The 18,658-nt window shown below is 55.0% G+C and carries 12 protein-coding genes and 1 pseudogene; 8 read left to right on the top strand and 5 right to left on the bottom strand.

Annotated features, from left to right (window positions below):
• From mreC to ACR0AW_RS15510, 5 genes are read left to right on the top strand one after another with little or no spacing between them, the layout of a single operon-like run.
• Positions 1-903, top strand: a complete 903-nt coding sequence (gene mreC / locus ACR0AW_RS15530; protein ID WP_170408296.1) for a rod shape-determining protein MreC — start codon at positions 1-3, stop codon at positions 901-903.
• The gene (locus ACR0AW_RS15525; RefSeq protein ID WP_170733606.1) at positions 896-1,432 is read left to right on the top strand and encodes a rod shape-determining protein MreD; all 537 of its coding nucleotides are present in this window, start codon (positions 896-898) and stop codon (positions 1,430-1,432) included. Before mreC ends, ACR0AW_RS15525 begins: the two co-directional genes overlap by 8 nt.
• Positions 1,429-3,378, top strand: coding sequence for a penicillin-binding protein 2 (gene mrdA, locus ACR0AW_RS15520; RefSeq protein ID WP_170733605.1), 1,950 nt, complete (start codon positions 1,429-1,431; stop codon positions 3,376-3,378). Before ACR0AW_RS15525 ends, mrdA begins: the two co-directional genes overlap by 4 nt.
• A complete protein-coding gene (rodA, locus tag ACR0AW_RS15515) occupies positions 3,375-4,514 on the top strand; it encodes a rod shape-determining protein RodA (RefSeq protein WP_170395892.1) in 1,140 nt (379 codons plus the stop codon). Before mrdA ends, rodA begins: the two co-directional genes overlap by 4 nt.
• A 10-nt stretch (positions 4,515-4,524) precedes the next feature.
• Complete coding sequence (locus ACR0AW_RS15510) at positions 4,525-5,457, top strand: 2-hydroxyacid dehydrogenase (protein ID WP_170733604.1); 933 nt, start codon at positions 4,525-4,527, stop codon at positions 5,455-5,457.
• Here the strand turns inward: ACR0AW_RS15510 and ACR0AW_RS15505 are convergent.
• From ACR0AW_RS15505 to ACR0AW_RS15490, 4 genes and pseudogenes are all read right to left on the bottom strand, one after another.
• A complete protein-coding gene (locus tag ACR0AW_RS15505; RefSeq protein ID WP_170733603.1) occupies positions 5,454-7,469 on the bottom strand; it encodes a M3 family metallopeptidase in 2,016 nt (671 codons plus the stop codon). The genes ACR0AW_RS15510 and ACR0AW_RS15505 overlap by 4 nt on opposite strands.
• Positions 7,470-7,521: 52 nt before the next feature.
• On the bottom strand, positions 7,522-8,580 hold the full coding sequence (locus ACR0AW_RS15500; protein WP_170733602.1) for a molybdopterin-synthase adenylyltransferase MoeB: 1,059 nt from the start codon (positions 8,578-8,580) through the stop codon (positions 7,522-7,524).
• A pseudogene (locus tag ACR0AW_RS15495) lies at positions 8,580-8,756 on the bottom strand (dUTP diphosphatase); the annotation flags it as partial. The pseudogene ACR0AW_RS15495 and the gene ACR0AW_RS15500, both read right to left, overlap by 1 nt.
• A gap of 343 nt (positions 8,757-9,099) precedes the next feature.
• A complete protein-coding gene (locus tag ACR0AW_RS15490; RefSeq protein ID WP_480439304.1) occupies positions 9,100-9,501 on the bottom strand; it encodes a hypothetical protein in 402 nt (133 codons plus the stop codon).
• 491 nt (positions 9,502-9,992) lie between these two features.
• On the opposite strand from ACR0AW_RS15490, the gene ACR0AW_RS15485 reads away from it, so the two are divergent.
• The 3 genes from ACR0AW_RS15485 to ACR0AW_RS15475 all read left to right on the top strand — a co-directional run bounded on the left by ACR0AW_RS15485 (position 9,993) and on the right by ACR0AW_RS15475 (position 18,041).
• Positions 9,993-14,471 carry an NACHT domain-containing protein gene (locus ACR0AW_RS15485; protein ID WP_480439302.1) on the top strand — a complete coding sequence of 1,493 codons (4,479 nt, stop codon included), beginning with the start codon at positions 9,993-9,995 and terminating at the stop codon, positions 14,469-14,471.
• A 296-nt stretch (positions 14,472-14,767) separates the two neighbouring features.
• The gene (locus ACR0AW_RS15480; RefSeq protein ID WP_480439300.1) at positions 14,768-16,516 is read left to right on the top strand and encodes an ATP-dependent nuclease; all 1,749 of its coding nucleotides are present in this window, start codon (positions 14,768-14,770) and stop codon (positions 16,514-16,516) included.
• Entirely contained in the window at positions 16,509-18,041 is a 1,533-nt protein-coding gene (locus ACR0AW_RS15475; protein ID WP_480439298.1) for a UvrD-helicase domain-containing protein, read from the top strand. Before ACR0AW_RS15480 ends, ACR0AW_RS15475 begins: the two co-directional genes overlap by 8 nt.
• Positions 18,042-18,155: 114 nt before the next feature.
• Here ACR0AW_RS15475 and ACR0AW_RS15470 read toward each other — a convergent pair whose 3' ends face one another.
• Complete coding sequence (locus ACR0AW_RS15470) at positions 18,156-18,608, bottom strand: MarR family winged helix-turn-helix transcriptional regulator (RefSeq protein ID WP_480439296.1); 453 nt, start codon at positions 18,606-18,608, stop codon at positions 18,156-18,158.
• Positions 18,609-18,658 lie beyond the last annotated feature (50 nt).

Genomic DNA, 18,658 nt, shown 5'->3' with positions numbered 1-18,658 from the left:
GTGGCAAAGGACCGATCACAGCGCGATGAATACACGACACCCCTGCGCCGATTGCTTCTGGGGATCGTTGTTCTGTGCCTGCTTGGTATTTTCCTCGTCTGGCGCATTGACAGCCCGCGCGTTGAACGGTTCCGCGCGCAGGTGGTGGATACGGTTGTCCCCTCGATGGAGTGGGCGATGGTTCCGGTCACTGCGCTGGTGAACCTGTCTCGTGATTTCCAAAGCTATCAGCGGCTCAGCGAGCAGAACCAGGAATTGCGCAGCGAGCTGCGCCTGATGCGCGCCTGGAAAGAGGCCGCGCTGCAGCTGGAACAGGAAAACGCCCGCCTGCTGGACCTTAACAATGTTCGGCTTGATCCGCGCCTGACCTATGTCACCGGGGTGGTGATGGCGGATAGCGGCTCACCCTTTCGGCAATCTGTGCTGCTGAACGTGGGGGAGCGTGACGGGATCGTGGATGGTTGGGCAACGATGGACGGGATCGGAGTGGTCGGGCGCATATCGGGTGTTGGCCCGGATACCGCGCGCGTGATCCTGATGACCGATGCCTCAAGCGCGATCCCGGCGACGATCCAGCCTTCGGGGCAGACGGCGCTGATCGCAGGTGACAATACTTCGGCCCCTGCAGTGGAGTTTCTGGAAAACCGGGAACTCGTGCGACCGGGCGACCGGGTCGTTACATCAGGCGATGGTGGCGTGTTCCCCGGTGGCTTGCTGATCGGTCAAATCACGGTTGATCCCGGTGGCAGGTTGCGCGTGCGGCTGTCGGCAGATTTCGAGCGGCTCGAGTTTCTGCGCGTACTACGCTATCAGTCGGCCCCACCAATCACGGAATCCGGTGATATCGTCGGCCCGCGTCAACCCGAAGCATCCTTGACCCCATCCGAGGTCAATGATGGATAGGTCGGTCTCAGGTCTGTGGGCCAAGCGCGGTCTCTATGTCGCTCTGGCGGCATTTGTGGCGTTTCTGCACCTGTTGCCGCTGGATACAAAACCTGATCGCCTGCCCTTTCCTGACATACTGATCGCTCTTACTTACGCTTGGGTTTTGCGGCGGCCGGAATATATTCCGATCCTGATCATTGCCATGGTCATGTTCATGGCCGATTTGCTGTTGCAACGCCCACCGGGGTTGCTTGCTGCGTTAGTGGTTCTGGGTGCAGCCTATCTTCATTCCACTGCAGCTGGCATGAAAGACAGTGGGTTTGTGGGCGAATGGGCAACCGTCGGGGCAGTGATCACGGTTGTGTTTGTGCTCTATCGACTCATTCTTGCTATCCTCTCGGTGCAACAGGCAACTCTGGGACCGGTAGTGGTGCAAGTTATTCTGACAATCGCAATCTATCCTGTGATGGTTTTGATGAGCCAAGCTGTGTTTGGCGTAAGGCGCAAATCTGTTGCCGACAGCACGATGCCACGGGTGCGGCCATGAAGCAGCGCAAACCAAAGCCCAAGGGCCTTGCTTACAAACGTTTGCCGCGCCGCGCCTTGATCCTCGGTGGGCTACAAGCGGCCTTTATCGGGGGGCTGGCAGCCCGGATGCGGTTCATGCAGGTGGATCAAGCGGATGAATACCGTCTGCTGGCCGAAGAAAACCGGATCAACATCCGTCTGATCCCACCAACCCGGGGCCGGATATATGACCGGAACGGGCAGATCATAGGATTAAACTCTCAGTCCTATCGCATCGTCATCGTGCGCGAGGATGCAGGCGATATCGACAAGGTTATCGCCAAGCTTTCGGAACTGATCCCATTGACCGAGGATGAGATCGAACGTGCCATAACCGAGATGCGTCGATCGGCCCCGTTTCTGCCGGTCACACTGGCTGATCAGGTAACTTGGGAGGATATTTCAAAAGTCGCAGTCAATGCCCCTGCATTGCCTGGCGTCACGCCCGAGGTCGGCATGACGCGCCAGTATCCACGTTACGAGGATTTTGCCCACGTTGTTGGCTATGTCGGCCCGGTCAGCGATTACGATCTAAGCCAAATTGAAGACCCTGAACCGGTACTACGTATTCCAAGGTTTCAGATCGGTAAGGTCGGGCTGGAAGCCAAGCAAGAGATCACATTGCGCGGTAAGGCGGGCGCCAAGCGGGTTGAGGTCAACGCCACAGGCCGGGTGATGCGCGAGCTGGACCGCCAGGTCGGTGAAGCCGGGGCAGATTTGCAATTGTCAGTCGACGCCAATCTGCAGCAATACGCGCAGGCGCGATTGGCTGGGGAAAGCGCCGCTGCGGTCGTGATCGATTGCGAAACCGGCGACATTCGCGCCATCAGTTCGGCCCCCAGCTTCGATCCGAACCTGTTCGTGCGTGGGATCTCGGTGGCGGACTATCAGATGCTAACGCAGGACAAGTATCGCCCGCTTGCCAATAAGACGGTGCAGGGCACCTACCCTCCTGGATCGACTTTCAAAATGATTACCGCCATGGCTGCGCTCGAAGCCGGGGTGATCAGCCCTTCTAGCACGGTGTACTGTCCGGGTCACATGAAAGTGGGCAGCCGCCGCTTTCACTGCTGGAAACGCGGCGGGCACGGGACGGTTGACCTTGAAACTTCGCTGAAGCGCAGTTGCGACGTCTACTATTACGACGTGGCAATACGCGTCGGGATCGACAGGATTTCCGAGATGGCACGCACCTTCGGACTGGGTATCAAACATGACATTCCGATGTCTGCCGTTGCTGCCGGGCTTGCCCCCAATCAGGAATGGAAGCAGCGGGTTCACGGACAGGACTGGCTGGTAGGCGACACCGCAAACGCGTCGATCGGTCAGGGGTTCATGCTTGCCTCACCGCTTCAATTGGCCGTGATGACCGCGCGTTTGGCGACAGGTCGCGCCGTGCAACCACGCCTTGTTCGATCAATCAATGGGGTTGAGCAACCCTCGGGCGCGGGTGAACCGCTGCAGGTGAACCGCAACAACCTTGAGCAAGTGCGCAAAGCCATGTTCACAGTCTCGAATAACAGGCGTGGCACCGCGTATCGCAGTCGCATCATCGCCGATGAGTTCCGCATGGCAGGCAAAACCGGCACCAGTCAGGTGCGCAATATTACCAAGGCAGAACGCGCCGCAGGTGTGATCCGAAACGAAGACCTGCCATGGGAGCGTCGAGACCACGCCCTGTTCGTCAGCTTCGCCCCCTATGACAATCCGAAATACGCTGTGGCTGTGGTGGTGGAACACGGCGGCGGCGGCTCCAAAGCCGCGGCCCCAGTGGCGCGCGATATCATGCTGCAGGCACTCTACGATGGCACGCCACCGCTCGAGGCGTATCCGGCCGGAGACCGAGAGCGCATCAAAGAACAACAGAAACGGCTGGAGGGTGACCGTCGCCCCAAAGCGCGTCCTGACGAGAAGGACCGCGCATGAGCTATCTTGAATATGCCGTCAAATCCACGCCGTCAGGGTTTCGCAAGTTCCTTTATATGAACTGGCCGCTCACCCTGTTGCTGATCAGCGTGGCAAGCGCGGGGTTCCTGATGCTCTACTCGGTCGCGGGTGGATCCTGGATGCCGTGGGCGGAACCGCAAATGGAACGGTTCGGTCTGGGCTTGGCAGCCATGTTTATCATCGCGCTTGTGCCTATCTGGTTCTGGCGGAACATGTCGGTTGTGGCCTATCTGGGCGCGATCGGTCTACTGATCGTGGTCGAACTGTTTGGAACGATCGGCATGGGGGCGCAGCGCTGGATTGATCTGGGCTTCATGCGGCTGCAACCCTCAGAAGTAATGAAAGTGGCGTTGGTGATGGTGCTGGCCGCTTATTACGACTGGCTGCCGGCGCACAAAACCTCGCGCCCGCTCTGGGTGATTATCCCGGTCATTTTGATTCTGATCCCGACATTCATGGTGCTGCGCCAGCCCGACCTAGGCACATCGATCCTGTTATTGGCTGCTGGTGGTGGTCTGATGTTCCTTGCCGGGGTGCATTGGGCCTATTTCGCTGCCGTGATTGCAGCGGGGGTCGGCCTGATCGCTGCGGTGTTCAACAGCCGAGGGACTGAATGGCAGTTGCTCAAAGATTACCAGTTCCGACGCATCGATACGTTTCTGGATCCTTCAACCGATCCGTTGGGAGCGGGATATCACATCACGCAATCCAAGATCGCTCTGGGTTCGGGGGGCTGGAATGGGCGCGGTTTCATGCAGGGAACGCAATCACGTCTTAACTTCCTGCCCGAAAAACACACCGATTTCATCTTCACCACCTTGGCCGAAGAGTTCGGCTTTGTCGGCGGCATCACACTGTTGATCCTTTACGGTTTGATCCTGATCTTCTGCATGGTCACGGCGCTGTCGACCAAGGATCGTTTCTCGTCTCTGGTGACACTTGGGATCGCGCTGAATTTCTTCCTGTTCTTTGCCGTCAATATGTCGATGGTGATGGGGCTGGCCCCAGTGGTCGGAGTACCGCTGCCGATGGTCAGTTATGGCGGCTCGGCCATGCTGGTCCTGATGGCCGCCTTTGGCATCGTTCAAAGCGCCCATATACATCGTCCCCGCTGAAAGGTTTCCCATGCCCGTGAATGTCCTGTTTTCCGCGCGCCCTGAGTTGTGGCCCGAGTATGAAGCTCTGATGCATCAATACTTATCGGACGCAGGGCTAGATTTTCATCTGGCCACGGACATCCCTGCAGATCAGGTCGACTACATCGTTTACGCCCCGAACGGAGGGGTACAGGATTTCACGCCCTTCACACGGCTCAAGGCGGTGCTGAGCCTCTGGGCGGGGGTTGAGAAAATCTCGGGCAATGAAACCTTGACCGTTCCGCTGGCGCGTATGGTTGACGGGGGGTTAACGCAAGGCATGACGGAATGGGTTGTGGGCCATGTGCTGCGCTATCACCTTGGGATGGACCAACACATTACGCTACAGGATGGGGTCTGGACACCTGATGCGCCACCACTGGCCCAGCAACGCACCGTCTGCATCTTGGGTTTGGGCGCATTGGGTGAAGCATCGGCCCACGCGTTGGCAGCGTTGAATTTCCATGTCATCGGTTGGAGCCGTACCGCCAAGACTATTCCCGGCGTGACCTGTCTGCATGGTAAGAACGGGCTGCGCGATGCACTGTCCCAGGCCGAGATAGTGGTTTTGCTGCTGCCAGATACTCCGGCGACCGAAAACACGCTCAACGCCGAAACACTGGCGCTGTTGCCGGAAGGGGCCAAGATCATCAATCCGGGTCGCGGGCCGCTTATCGATGATGAGGCCCTGCTGGCCGCGCTGAATTCAGGGCAGGTCGGGCAAGCCACGCTGGATGTCTTCCGCACCGAACCCCTGCCGACCGAGCATCCCTATTGGGCACATCCCAGTGTGACGGTGACGCCACATATAGCCTCGGAAACCAGACCTGTTACCGCGGCTCAGGTGATCTGCGAGAACATTCGCCGAGGTGAAGCGGGTGAACCCTTTCTCCACCTCGTCGACCGAAAGCTTGGGTACTAGGCCGCGATCAGCCCGCGGCCTTTGAGCAAGGCTTCGACGCCAGGCAGACGTCCACGGAAGGCCAGATACAGCTCTTCCGCCTCGCGGGATCCGCCAGTTGACAGGATGTGTTCCTCCAGTGCCTTGGCGCGTTCGGGATCAAACGCACCGCCCGCTTCTTCAAAGGCGGCAAAGGCGTCGGCATCCATGACTTCGGACCACATATAACTGTAATAGCCCGAGCTATAACCGTCGCCCGCAAAGACATGGGCGAAATGCGGGGTGGCGTGGCGCATTCCAATGGCCCGAGGCATGCCGATTTCGGCCAGCACCTCGGCCTGTTTCTCCATCGGATCAGCGGGGGCAGCCCCCTCATGAAACGCCAGATCGACCAGGGCCGAGGCGACATATTCCACCGTCTGGAACCCCTGATCGAAATTGGCGGCCTGTAGCACCTTCTGCAACATCTCTTGCGGCATCGGTGCGCCGGTTTCGGCGTGGGTCGCGAACTCGGCCAGTACATCAGGCACTTCCAGCCAGTGTTCGTAAAGCTGGCTGGGCAGTTCAACGAAATCACGCGCCACCGAGGTGCCCGAGATGCTCTCATAGGTCACATTGGACAGCATCTGGTGCAGGGCATGGCCGAACTCGTGAAACAACGTTCGGGCGTCATCATAGGACAAAAGCGCTGGTTCACCTTTGGCAAAGTTACAGACGTTGATCACGACCGGAGCCTGTTCTTTCGGGTATTTCGCCTGCCCGCGCATTGCGCTGCACCATGCACCCGACCGTTTCGATCCGCGTGCAAAGTAGTCACCGATGAACACCGCAATATGCTGCCCGTCACGGGTCACCTCCCACGCACGGCAATCGGGATGATAGAGCGGCACATCAAGCGGCGCGAACTCCAGCCCGAACAGCCGTGTGGCGCAGGCGAAAGACGCCTCGATCATTCGGTCCAGTTGCAGGTACGGCTTCAGCGCCGCTTCATCGAGATCATGTTCGGCCTTGAGGCGTTTCTCGGCATAGTAGCGCCAATCCCACGCCTCCAGCGGGCCATTTACGCCATCCTCTTGCATCATTGCCGTCAGCACCTCGGCATCTGCGTCGGCGCGGGATTTGGCGGGCTCCCACACATCCAGCAGCAGCTCTCGCACGCGATCTGGTGTGCAGGCCATCTCGGTCTCAAGCTTGTAGGCGGCGAAGCTGGCATACCCCAGCAGCTTGGCGCGTTCTTCGCGCAGGCGCAGGATGTCCGCCGCAATCTCGCGGTTGTCGGTCTCACCTCCATTTGCCCCCCGTGCAGTCCACGCGCGATAAGCCTTTGCACGCAAATCCCGGCGGGGCGAGAATTGCAGAAAGGGCACGATAATCGACCGAGAGAGGGTCACCACCGGGCCATCCGCCCCCTTTTCCTGACCCGCTGCGCGCGCTGCATCGATAACAAAATCCGGCAAGCCTTGCAGGTCTTCTTCGGTCAAATCCATGAACCAGTCGCGTTCATCCGCCAGCAAGTTCTGCGTGAAGGACGTGCCCAGAGACGCCAAACGGGCCTTGATCTCTTGCATTCTCGCATCGTCGGCGCCGGTCAACGCCGCCCCCGCCCGCATGAACCCGCGATGAGACAGCATCAAAACGCGCGCCTGTTCATCGGTCAGGTCTAGATTATCGCGCCGGTCCCATAAATCCGCCACGCGCTTAAACAGTGCTTTGTTTGATGAGATGCGCGAGTAGTGTGCCGCCAGCTTGGGCGAAAATTCGCGTTGCAGTTCTTCACGCTTGGGGTTGCTGTCCGCACCTGCAACGGTGAAAAAGACCGACAGAACCTTATCCAACTGCTCGCCTGCAGCCTCCAGCGCTTCGATCGTATTGGCGAATGTGGGCGTGTCCGGACTCGCTGCTATCGCCTCAATCTCGGCATCATGTGCGTGCATCGCCTGTTTCAGCGCGGGGGAAAAATCATCATCCGAGATTGTGTCAAACGGTGCGATTTCGAAGGGCGTGTTCCAGTCAGAAAGGATCGGGTTGGTCATTGAGGTCTCCTTTGACCTCATAGCTAAGACCGCCCGACACAATGATCCAGAGCTAGTCTGAACTTTGAACCCCTGACCCGCAAATCGGGCAATCTGCGCGGCGCGCCAGGGTGATCTTGCGGCTTTCGCCGTAAAGCGCATCGTAGATCAACATCTCACCCCGCAACGCCTGCCCAGCGCTGGTGATGACCTTGATCGTCTCAATCGCCATCATCGAACCAACCACGCCGGGCAGTGGGCCGATCACCCCTGCCTCGGCGCAAGAAGGCGCAAGGCCGGGGGCGGGTGCTTCGGGGAAAATGCACTGATAACATGGGCCGGTGGTGGCAGGGTCAAAGACGCTGAGCTGCCCTTCCCACTGCGACAGCGCGCCAGATATCAGGGGTTTTCCCAGTGCAACCGCCGTACGGTTTGCAAGGTAGCGGGTGTCGAAATTGTCAGTGCCGTCGAGGATCAGATCAAAATCAGCAAACAGATCTGCTGCAATCTCTTCGGTCAGGCGACGGTGGTACGGCAAGACGACCACGTTGGGATTCTGCGCCACCATCGCCTGCTGGGCCGAGAACACTTTGGGCATGCCGATATCTGCGTCGCGGTGGATCACCTGCCGCTGTAGGTTGGCGTTTTCGACCACGTCATCGTCGATCACGCCGATTGTTCCCACTCCGGCGGCAGCCAAATATTGCAGGGCGGGCGCGCCGAGCCCCCCCGCACCGATTACCAGCACGCGCGCCTGTTTCATTCGCTTTTGGCCGGGACCGCCCAGTTCACGCAGAACGATGTGGCGGGCATAGCGTTCAAGCTCGGTCTCGCTGAACTGATCGGATGGCTTGGCGGGCTCCGACGTCTGGCCGGACGCGGCGCGATTTCGCAACGCCTTCAAACCCCGCCCATAAAGCAGCACCAGCACAGCCGCTCCAGCGAGGATCAGCCACATCGCTGCCGACCCGCCGGTTGCCTGACGCAACGGGTTACCCTCGGGCAGCAGAAGTTGAGCAATAATCACGCCTGTCAGGAGCGCGCCAACAGAAACCAGCCGCGCGCTGCGCGACACCCCGGCAATATAGCCAACACCCCAAAGCCCGGCAGCAAGGATCAGAACCAGCAGCATCAGCCCCGCCCGGTTGAACCGAACCCGCCCGCGCCGCGATCAGTCTCGGTCAGAGCCTCAACGTCCTGGAACATGGCCTGCACCACCGGTGCAACGATCAGTTGCGCGATACGTTCGCCATGCGCAATCTCGAAGGGGTCCTGACCCGCGTTCATCACGATCACGCCCAATGGCCCAGTGTTATATAGAGTTGGAAGGCGATTGAATGTACAATTCAAAGCGTATTCCATGTGTAAGCGCCTTCATTTCCGATTGCACGATGCATAGGACTATGCCCAGTGGCGTCCAATAGGTCTATGCATCTTCTTGAAAAGATCAAATAGCACGAAACGTTCATTGTTCATGAATTCATACAGGCCTCCGCCGCGCCCGCAAGATCAATCATAACCTGAAAGCGGACGCGTTTGCAGCCGTTCACAGAACGTGGAAAGCCATGAAGTGGAAGCCCTTTTTTCCCAAAGTTTGAGAACTTGGACAAATGCGGTTCCAGCTGAGCGTAACTCCAGTCAGCCCGTCGATTTACATTGGGGAGTATGCAGCAGTTTCATCACGTTCATAGTGGGTCGGCGAGTTGAATGCCGTCAGCAACCAACCTCTTTCTACATCGTGCTTGTAAAGTCGCTCCGGTGCCAAACGCTCTTGCAAGAGACACGTGACCTTTTCCTCGTACTTCGGGGATTCATCAAGCAGACCCAAGTAAGTAGTCTTTGAACAATCAAACTCGACCTGCTCGATCATCGACATCAACCCAGGCCGTCCTTGAGTGTTACTCCAATCCCACCGCGAAAACAGAACCCCTTTTACCGAGCAGATATCGGAACGGAGTTCAAAACGAACCCGCCCATTCTTCTCATTGAGGACCAAATTGCCATTGACGATTGCATCAATCAGAAGTTTGATCAGCCGTTTATGTGTGTTCATCGCTTTCCCTTAAATATTGCTGTTGGCTTGAGGGAAGTGTGTTCACATCAAAAAGTAGCAAAAAAGTTTGTTTGCGAGGTCAAGTTTTGGCCAATGATTGCAGGCCTTGCTGCTGATTAGCCAACGCTCGCTCCTTAAACTGGAACGCAAGAGACCTTAGGGGCCTGTCGCTCGCTACAACTTGCACCAACGGACCTTAGCGGACCTCAGATTTCTAAACTGTGTCACAGTGCGGCTGGATAATCCGCAAATTCGCTGCATGCGCCTATCAATTGCTCACGGCGCATCATTTCTGAGCCCTGAAACCCCGGAAGCTAAGGGATGTTCACGCCAAGATTTTCGTCGGCTTAGTAGATTGAAATCAGGAGAAAAACTCATCAGAAAGGCAAGGGAAATGCGGGAGGGACGTTCAGAAAGGACTAATACGCTTCTGAGTATTGGTCCGCACTGTCCCGAAATGCTGCCTACAAATGCGAAGTTCAGGAATTGGTATGCAAATAGACTTTAAGAAGATCAGGGCTATCGATGGCAAAAACTCTACCGGCTTCGAAGAGCTTGTGTGTCAGCTCGCAGCCTTAGAACCACGCCCCGATAGCGCACGATTTCATCGAAAGGGCCCAGGAAAAGACGGTGGCCTTGAGTGTTTTGCAACCTTCGCCGATGGCACCGAACACGGATGGCAAGCCAAATATTCTTGGTCGTTTGACAACAACTTAGAACGTAGCCTGAACGCATCAATCCAAAGCGCTCTAAAAAAGCACCCAAATCTTGTTAAAATCTTCGTTTGCATTCCGTTTGATCGGTCCGATCCTTTCTCGAAAACCCAGACGCAACTTGAGGCGTTCGAAAACTGGCGTACAAAAACAGCGGCGGCGACTACCTCACAGGGTCGGCACCTTGAAATTGATCTTTGGGACGCCTCCGCGCTAAAAACGAGACTGACACACCAAAGCGGCCATCATGCTGGACGCATACTTTATTGGTTTGACACTCAATTTCTCTCAGCCAGTTGGTTTCAGGACCAATTTGAGCGTAGCAAGGCGGCGTTAGGCCACAGGTACACGCAGGAAACGAACGTAGAGCTTCCTATTCGCCGCGCTCTCCTCGGAGCCGCCCGAAATCCCGAGCTTCTGACTGAACTGCACGACCATCGCGACAAGCTGCGTGAAGCTTGCACAGAGTTCCTGAAGAACTTTGCCCTCTCCAATGAAAACTCCGCGACAATTGCCGCCCTCGGTTCGCTTTTGGATGATGTCAACAGACTGCCTCGCGGGACTTGGCCGGTCGGCCACTGGCGAGCCATGCTTGCTAAAGGTATAGAGATTGTAGAGCGCACCTACAACGCCGAGCTCCGTTACGCATACTCCAGCAAAAACGATGAGACGAAAAATAGACGGAATCAATCTCATGATGCGCGCCGTACTCTCGAGGGATTAGAACAAGTTAGCACGGCATTGCAGGCGGGTGAATGGGACATGGCCCTCAGCCCCAACCTACTGATCACCGGTGAAGCTGGTTGTGGCAAGTCCCACCTTCTCGCCGATGCGTGCAGGCATCAGTTAGATAAGAAGCGTCCCGCCGTTCTTCTGCTTGGCGGTCAACTGAGTGATGCAGAGATCTGGCCTCAGGTTTCCAGCCAGTTGGGCCTGCCCGCCCACTACACTCGAGATCAGCTGCTTGGAGCACTCGACGCAGCAGGCGAGGTCGCGGGTGTCAGGACCTTACTTTGCATTGACGCAATTAACGAACGCCGAGGACGTGATATCTGGCCGGACCGGATAGCGGCATTCTTAAGAGACGTTGAGGATTACACAAATGTGGTCGTCGTCCTGTCCTGCCGTTCAACGTACCTGAAGCAGATCGTGCCACCACATTTGGACGAAGCCAAACTGCCGCGCCTCAATCATTCTGGTTTCTCGACGCGTGACGCCCGAAGGTTTCTGACGTTGCGGAATATATTGTTGCCCGATCAACCCTTCCTGCCCGGCGAACTGCGCAATCCCCTATTCTTGAAAGTTTGCTGCGATGCTCTGGATCGCCAGGAAGCCCGACGCTTTCCTAAAGGGCTACAGGGCGTCACGGAGATTTTCGCGATGTATCGAACATCGCTCTGTGATGCGATTGAAAATCGCCTGAAGCTCCCGCATCGCCGAAAATACCCTACCAAGGCGATAGACATCCTCGCAAAAGAAGTCGCGAGAACCCACGATCCTGTCATAGAGTATGATCGGGCTGCTGAACTGCTCGCTCCATTGTGCGGGACCAATCCTAACCTCGATAGTGACTTGCTCGAAGCGCTTGGCGATGAAGGCCTGCTCGCAATTGAACCAATTCCTACTAATGGGGAAGTTAAGGAGTATGTACGCTTCAGCTTCGAACGGTTCGGTGATCATGTGGCAGCACAATCAATCCTCGACACAACGCTTATCGAAGAATCTCTTCCTCGACCCCTGTCAGCAGACGCCCCGCTTTCAATGGCATGCTCCCGCCACGGCGCGTCACAGGGAGTTCTCGACGCCCTCGCAATTCAACTGCCTGAGCGAACAGGTGTTGAACTTCCGGACGCGATCAAGAGCGCGACGCGCTGGCTACATTTCTGCGTTTCTCGGGAAAACATTAGCTTGCGCCGCCGCGAGAGCGTAACTGCTCGGAGTCTTGAACTATTGGCAGATTGGGCCGATCCCGATGAGGAATGGCACGCCCGCATCCATCTTGCGCTCGGAACGGATGGGCCATATGGCCTCGACGAATTCCACCAGCGGCTTCTTGGGCAATCGATGGCTGAGAGGGATGCTACGTGGTCAATCTATGCCGGTGAAGCTGCCGACAACGGGCGAGATGGAGAATACTATCTCGACACGCCGCTCAACGACCTGATGGAGTGGGCCATGGATGCGAGGCGTGGTTCGTTGGAGAACGAAGCTGCCAAGAACGCAGCGGTTATTCTTGTTTGGTGCCTTTCTACGACTTTTCGGCGCGCGCGCGACCGTGCTACCAAGGCCTTGGTATCTTTGCTGATAGCTGCCCCTGAATGCGGTCCAGAACTTCTTCGCCGCTTCGATGATATTGATGATCCATACATCGGCGAGAGACTTGCGGCGGCGATTTATGGTGCCGCAATGCAATCTGCATGGTCCGACACAAGCTTGTCTGCAATTGCGCAGACGATTGCAGACCGCCACTTTGTTCAAAATAGCCCGCCTATAGATCTTCTTTGGCGCGATCATTTGATTGGGCTTCTCGATTATACAAGACATCGCTGCGGTGTTCTCAACATACCTGCTGAGACGCGTCTCCATCCTCCTTTCGATAGCCCTTGGCCTCTCGAATACGCGCCAGACATGGAGCGCGAAAATGATCCAAACAGTTCTGAAACGTCTTGGGACATTATCGACTCAACAGGAAACCACGGCGATTTTGCGAGATATGTGATCAGGTACGCCATTCAGAATTGGGCCGCAGGTAATGAGAGTTCTACCCTTCCATCTCCAGCGGATCTCTATCAAGCGTGGAGAATTGAGTTCGACGCATCCGCTACCGAAAGCGAACGCACCCTTGTCGATGAACTCATCGCGCTAAGATCATCATCAAGAGACTGGTGCTATCCCGGCACAGAGGAGGGGCGGCATCATAAGGCGTTGGAAGCAAAATTCCACCAACTTCTTGGCGACCAACGTTATGAGGCCTATCGCGTCCGAGCAGGCTATTGGGCAACAGACCTCGTAGGAAGCAGGAGCACAATCCGTGCTGCGGAGTTTGACCAAGGCTGGGCGCAGCGCTGGATCTGCCAGCGAGCGCATGGCCTTGGCTGGAGTGCGAAATTGCATCAAGATTTCGACCGCAACTGCGCGAGCGACAGAAACAATCACACGAAGGAACGTATCGGAAAAAAATATCAATGGATCGCGTTAAGAGAGTTGATGGCGCGCATTTCAGACCATTGCGGAGCTGTGGAACGGCAAAAACCGCAGCTTCTTCGCGCCACCGTTCGACACTTGCGCGACATGGATCCGAGCCACCTCATGACGAAAAGCCATGATTGGGGCTGGGCAAAGTTCAGTGAACCTACCTTTTGGATGCCCAAGGCTCCACTATTGTCGCCAAGCTCGGTTGAAGAGGCTTGGGAATGGCTCGAGAGTGAACGAGATTTTCTTGATGGCGAAGAATTTCTGGACCTTCAATCCGATGCAAAAGGCCAGAAGTGGCTGCCTCTTCGAGACTTTCACAGTTTCACTGGTTCAGGCGGCTCTGCTCAAGCCGCCCATATCAAAACGAAGACATGGCGACGGTTAACATGCTTTATCGTTCGGAAGTGTGATGTTTCTGAAGCTGTCAAGCACCTCAACGGCCAAATGTTGACAGCCGATCACGATCTTGGATTCTCGAACGAAGGATTATCAGAGGACTTTCTTGGTGAGATTGGTTGGCGAACAGCAACTTGCGAGGAATGGACAACCGAGTGGGCTCGAAAATGGGTCGAAAAGCCGAAACCCGCCTTTTTCACCGCCCCCATTGAGGGAATTTGTCCAACATTCGAACTTCTACAGGAAGCAAGTGGATACAACTTCAGCTTGGTGCAGGACTTGAGCGTAGTATTGCCTTGCCCTTGGCTGGTGCGAGACCTGAATATGTCGCTCAAAGATGGGCGCGATCTGATTTACACCGATCAATTTGGTGGGAAGATTTTCATGGACCCATCGGTCTCGACACCCGGGCGAAGTGCCGGCCTTGTCGACAGGGATACTTTCCTGCGCTTTATCTGTCAGAAAGATTTGAGCCCAATTTGGGTAATTGGAGGTGGGAAAGAGTTACATTCTGAAAGAGACAAAGCATTTGGTCAGCGATGGTTCACAAACACATGGACGATCGAGGATGGCGTTTTTCAACGATGCACCCAAACTTCCGACGAGGCACTTCGGTACCCTGGCGAGAAAATTGAACCAGAAATTGGACGCACCGACGCTCCATGAACCACCAGTTATTGCCTTCGAGCAATGGATTACTCCCGCAGCAATCGATAGTACTCTCCCGGCTCCCCGGGTGCTTAAAACGTCCCTTAACAGGCACAAAACACTTCATTTTGAAGTTTCACTCCACCTGTGAGACCAGACGTTGGGCTAAAAGTTGTTGGTTTTTGCGTAACCACAGTAGACACCAACAACAGTATCTACGGCTGATTGATCGGTGGAGAGTGTAGCATTAGGTTGTATGGCCGAAATTTAAGGTTCATTCTCATTCAAAGTTAGATTGATAGAGAAAAGTTATTATGTCGTCGCGAATCCTTAAACTGAAAATTAGAAACTTCAGGGGAGTTCAAGAGCTTGAATGGTATCCCGCACACGGTATGAATTTCGTTTTGGGCGGCGGTGACACAGGGAAAACAACCGTGCTTGAAGCCATAGACCTGCTATTCTCGCCATCCACCTCCTTTTCCGTTTCTGAAACGGACTATTGGATGCGGGAGACCTCAAGCAGTATTACAATCGAGAGCGTCATTCGTCTGGATGACAAGATTGACATAAGTACCCAACCAAACATGGCATACCCTTGGCATTGGGATGGAACGGAAGCCGTAATCCCTGATAACAACGAAGAGAACGCTGGGAATGATGAGGTTTACAGAGTCCGGTTTACCGCAAATGATCAGCAGGAAACCTTGTGGGAGGTCGTGCAGCCGGACGAAAGCACAATCCGTTTTTCTGTCGGGCTAAGAAGGCAAATAGGTTTGGTCTCACTTCCAAGCGACGACCGAAACGACAAAGACCTCAGATTGGTCTATGGGTCTGCTTTGGATCGGCACATTGGCGACGTATCTTTGCGTTCCCGAATAGGTAAGCAGGTAGCTGCTATCAACCTTCAGGACGAGTTGTCGGATGAGGCAAAGGAAGCGCTCATGTCACTCGACGCAAAGTTCGAAGAAAAGGCTTTACCCGGCGGTGTTTCAATTGGATTGTCGAGTTCCAAGGGTATTTCAATTGGGGCTCTTGTCGGTTTGCTGGCTCAAAGAGCCGAAGGAACGCAACTTCCACTTTCGAGCTGGGGAGCCGGAACCAGGCGTTTGGCAAGCCTTGAAATCGGGGCTGCCAATAGCATGGCTCCCTCCTTCATCACCGTTGATGAGATCGAACGCGGTCTTGAGCCTTACCGGCTTCGACAGTTCCTCGCCGACCTTTTGAAGCAAGACGGCCAAAAGTTCATAACTACACACAGCCCGATAGCGATAGCTTCTGCTCCAGAAGCACAGCTGTGGTATATGGATAGCTCTGGACAGTTAGGTTCACTTCCTCCTGAATTAGTTGTTAAACAGCAAAGAAATGACCCTGAAACTTTCTTGTCTCGTGTCGCAGTCATCGCAGAAGGCGCAACCGAGGTCGGTTTTCTCAACCACCTATTGGAAAGGGCACTCGGTTGCCCACCTTTGGACTACGGAATTCGGGTCTGCAACGGACAAGGCAACGACCATACTCGAAGACTTTTGAAGGCCCTTGATGAGGCTGGCCTCAAGTTCGCAGGTTTGGCTGACAATGAAGGTGTCAAAATCGAAAGTTGGGCAGAGTTGAAGAAAGGAATGGGCGACTTGCTGCTCCAATGGAAGGAAGGTTGCACAGAAGAAGCCGTAATTTCTGCCATTCCCGCCGACCAAATCCCCGCTTTGATCGGGCCCGACGAGAATCAGATAGGCGCACGCCTTCAACACTTAAAAGTTCGCTCCGGTGCTGAAGAAAGGTCTCTGGATAGCATTGGTGCCGCATTAGAGCGTTCTGGGAAAACCCTTAAACAGCTTGTTATCGAAGCGGCAAGCGGGAACTCGGACGATGCACCGAAAGAGGACAAAAAAGCTTGGAAGAGTCATTCATCCAGCTGGTTCAAGTCGGAAGCTGGCGGCGCCGAACTGGCCCGAAAAGCGATCTCGCTTGGTGGATGGGATAGTCTTTCGGAGCGCCTACTTCCCTTTGTTAAAGCCATTTTGGGATCTGTTGGGCTCACCGTAGTCGGCAGTTTTTCGGATGACTGATCAATCAGTATTCGATTTGCTAAGAAGCGATGAACCTTTGGTCGTAATTGAAGCGCCTGCGGGTTGTGGCAAAACTTATCAGGGAGCCGAATTTGTCCACGACATCGCACCGACACTCTGCAATGGCCGGGTGCTCATTCTCACGCATACCAACGCGGCATGCGACGTATTTGGAGAGCGAACACGGGGTAATTCTGGCAACGCGGTCGAAATTAGAACCATAGACGCGCTGATATGCCAGATCGCAGCTGCATATCACAAAGTGCTCGACCTTCCGCCCAACCCGATAGTTTGGGCATATACTCACAATGGTTTCGCTGAGATTGCGGCTCGTGTAGCAGAATTCCTTGGGAAAAACCCTGTTGTACCTGCAACTCTGGCGCGCCGGTACCCGATCATTGTTTGTGATGAGCATCAAGATGCGTCTCCAGACCATCACCAAATCGTCATGGCGATACACAGGAAAGGTGCGAAGCTGCGCATCTTTGGGGATCGAATGCAGAGCATATACACAAGCAATGCCAACGCGGCTGAACAACACCGACGGAGATGGGAGGCGTTGGTTGCAAGCGCAGCTCATGACGAACTAAGTCATCCACATCGTTGGGCCGGAAACGCGGAAGGTTGTTCGGAGTTGGGTGACTGGGTTCTGGCCGCTCGCCAATCCCTCTTAGCAAATGAACAGCTCGATTTGACATTGGCATTGCCCCCATCTGTTAAGGTGATTGTTGCGGAGAATATCTCACCCTCTCACGGAGGCTACCGTGTCGCGGGATGGCAACGAAAAACACTGGACACACAGTTGAGTGTTCACGATGAGGTTTTTGTCCTTGCGAGTGGAAACGATCTCGTAAGGAGTTTGCGCTCGTTCTGGAACCGGAAGATCCCGATATGGGAAGGCCACACACGCGACGCTTTGTCTGTCTTAATTTCCGATATCCAGTCTCTGGAAGGCAATGCAGTCAAAGCTGGAGAAGCGCTTACAAGGTTTATGTCGTCGATCGCCAAAGGGTTTACAGCTTCAACACACGGCAAAATGTTGAAAGCCGAAATCGAATCCGGTTGCGCTAAGTCACGGAAAGGTAAGCCCAGGAACATACAGGTTCTTGCCGGGATGCTGCTGGAGGCACCAGACCACATTGGGATCTCAAAAACCATTGGGAAGATTGACGAATTCATTACAAGGTCTGCGCCCGGATTCTCCGACGTAAAAGTCGATCTGAAGCGCGAGTTTTGGGAAGCTCAAAAACTCTCGCAGTATGAAGACTCCTCTCAAGGTTACGCGGAGATAACCATGCGGCGGAGCGTTATGCGTCCAAAACCGCTGCCTAAGACACTTTCAACAGTTCATAAGTCTAAGGGTCTGGAATGCAGTAACACAATGATCATGCATTGTGATCGTGGCAGTTTTGGTGACACAATGTACGGAAGATGCAAGTTATATGTAGCCATAAGCCGTGCAAAGTCATCGCTGACAATCGTCGTGCCGGAATCAAATCCGAGTCCGCTATTCAAACTTGGATAGCTATTCACGTTGAACGTCTGCTTTTTCCAAAATCCAAGTTTCTTGATCGCGCAAAAATCGACCCGCTTTCTGCCTACATCTCAGGTGTATTAGACGACCCGAACCAGCAATTGCTTAATGCACCTTCGGGCTCTGATCTTGTCGCGTTGAGGCTTCTTCGAGACGTGTTTTGAGCCGGTCAACAACATGTTGCGCTGTCGCAATATCATCTGGCGACAGGCCTTCCGAGAGTTCATTCACCCATGGGATTTGCTTCGCAATCGCGGCTTCGTATAACTCCTGCCCCTTTCGAGTCATGACAACCAAGTGCGCACGCTTGTGGTGTGGGTTCGGCTGAAACTCCACCATGCCTTCTTTGCTCAATTCATTTATGATCCGTTGTACGCCCTGCCGGTGAACGCCCATCGTCCGTGCATGCCAGGCAACGGATTCCGGTCGATCAGAATAGGCGATGGCACCAAGAATCTGCCATCGGGCACTTGTTAGACCGAGTTCTGATACCAGGCGATCACCGGCAAGCTGCAATCGACCGTTCAACCGAAACACATCCAGTATCAAGGCTGTCACGGCTTCTCCTTCTTCAGTCCTTCGCGCATCCGGCATGTCGATTCCTCATT

This window comes from Ruegeria sp. C5 (assembly GCF_056537605.1).
This window is presented reverse-complemented; position numbering and strand designations above follow the sequence as displayed.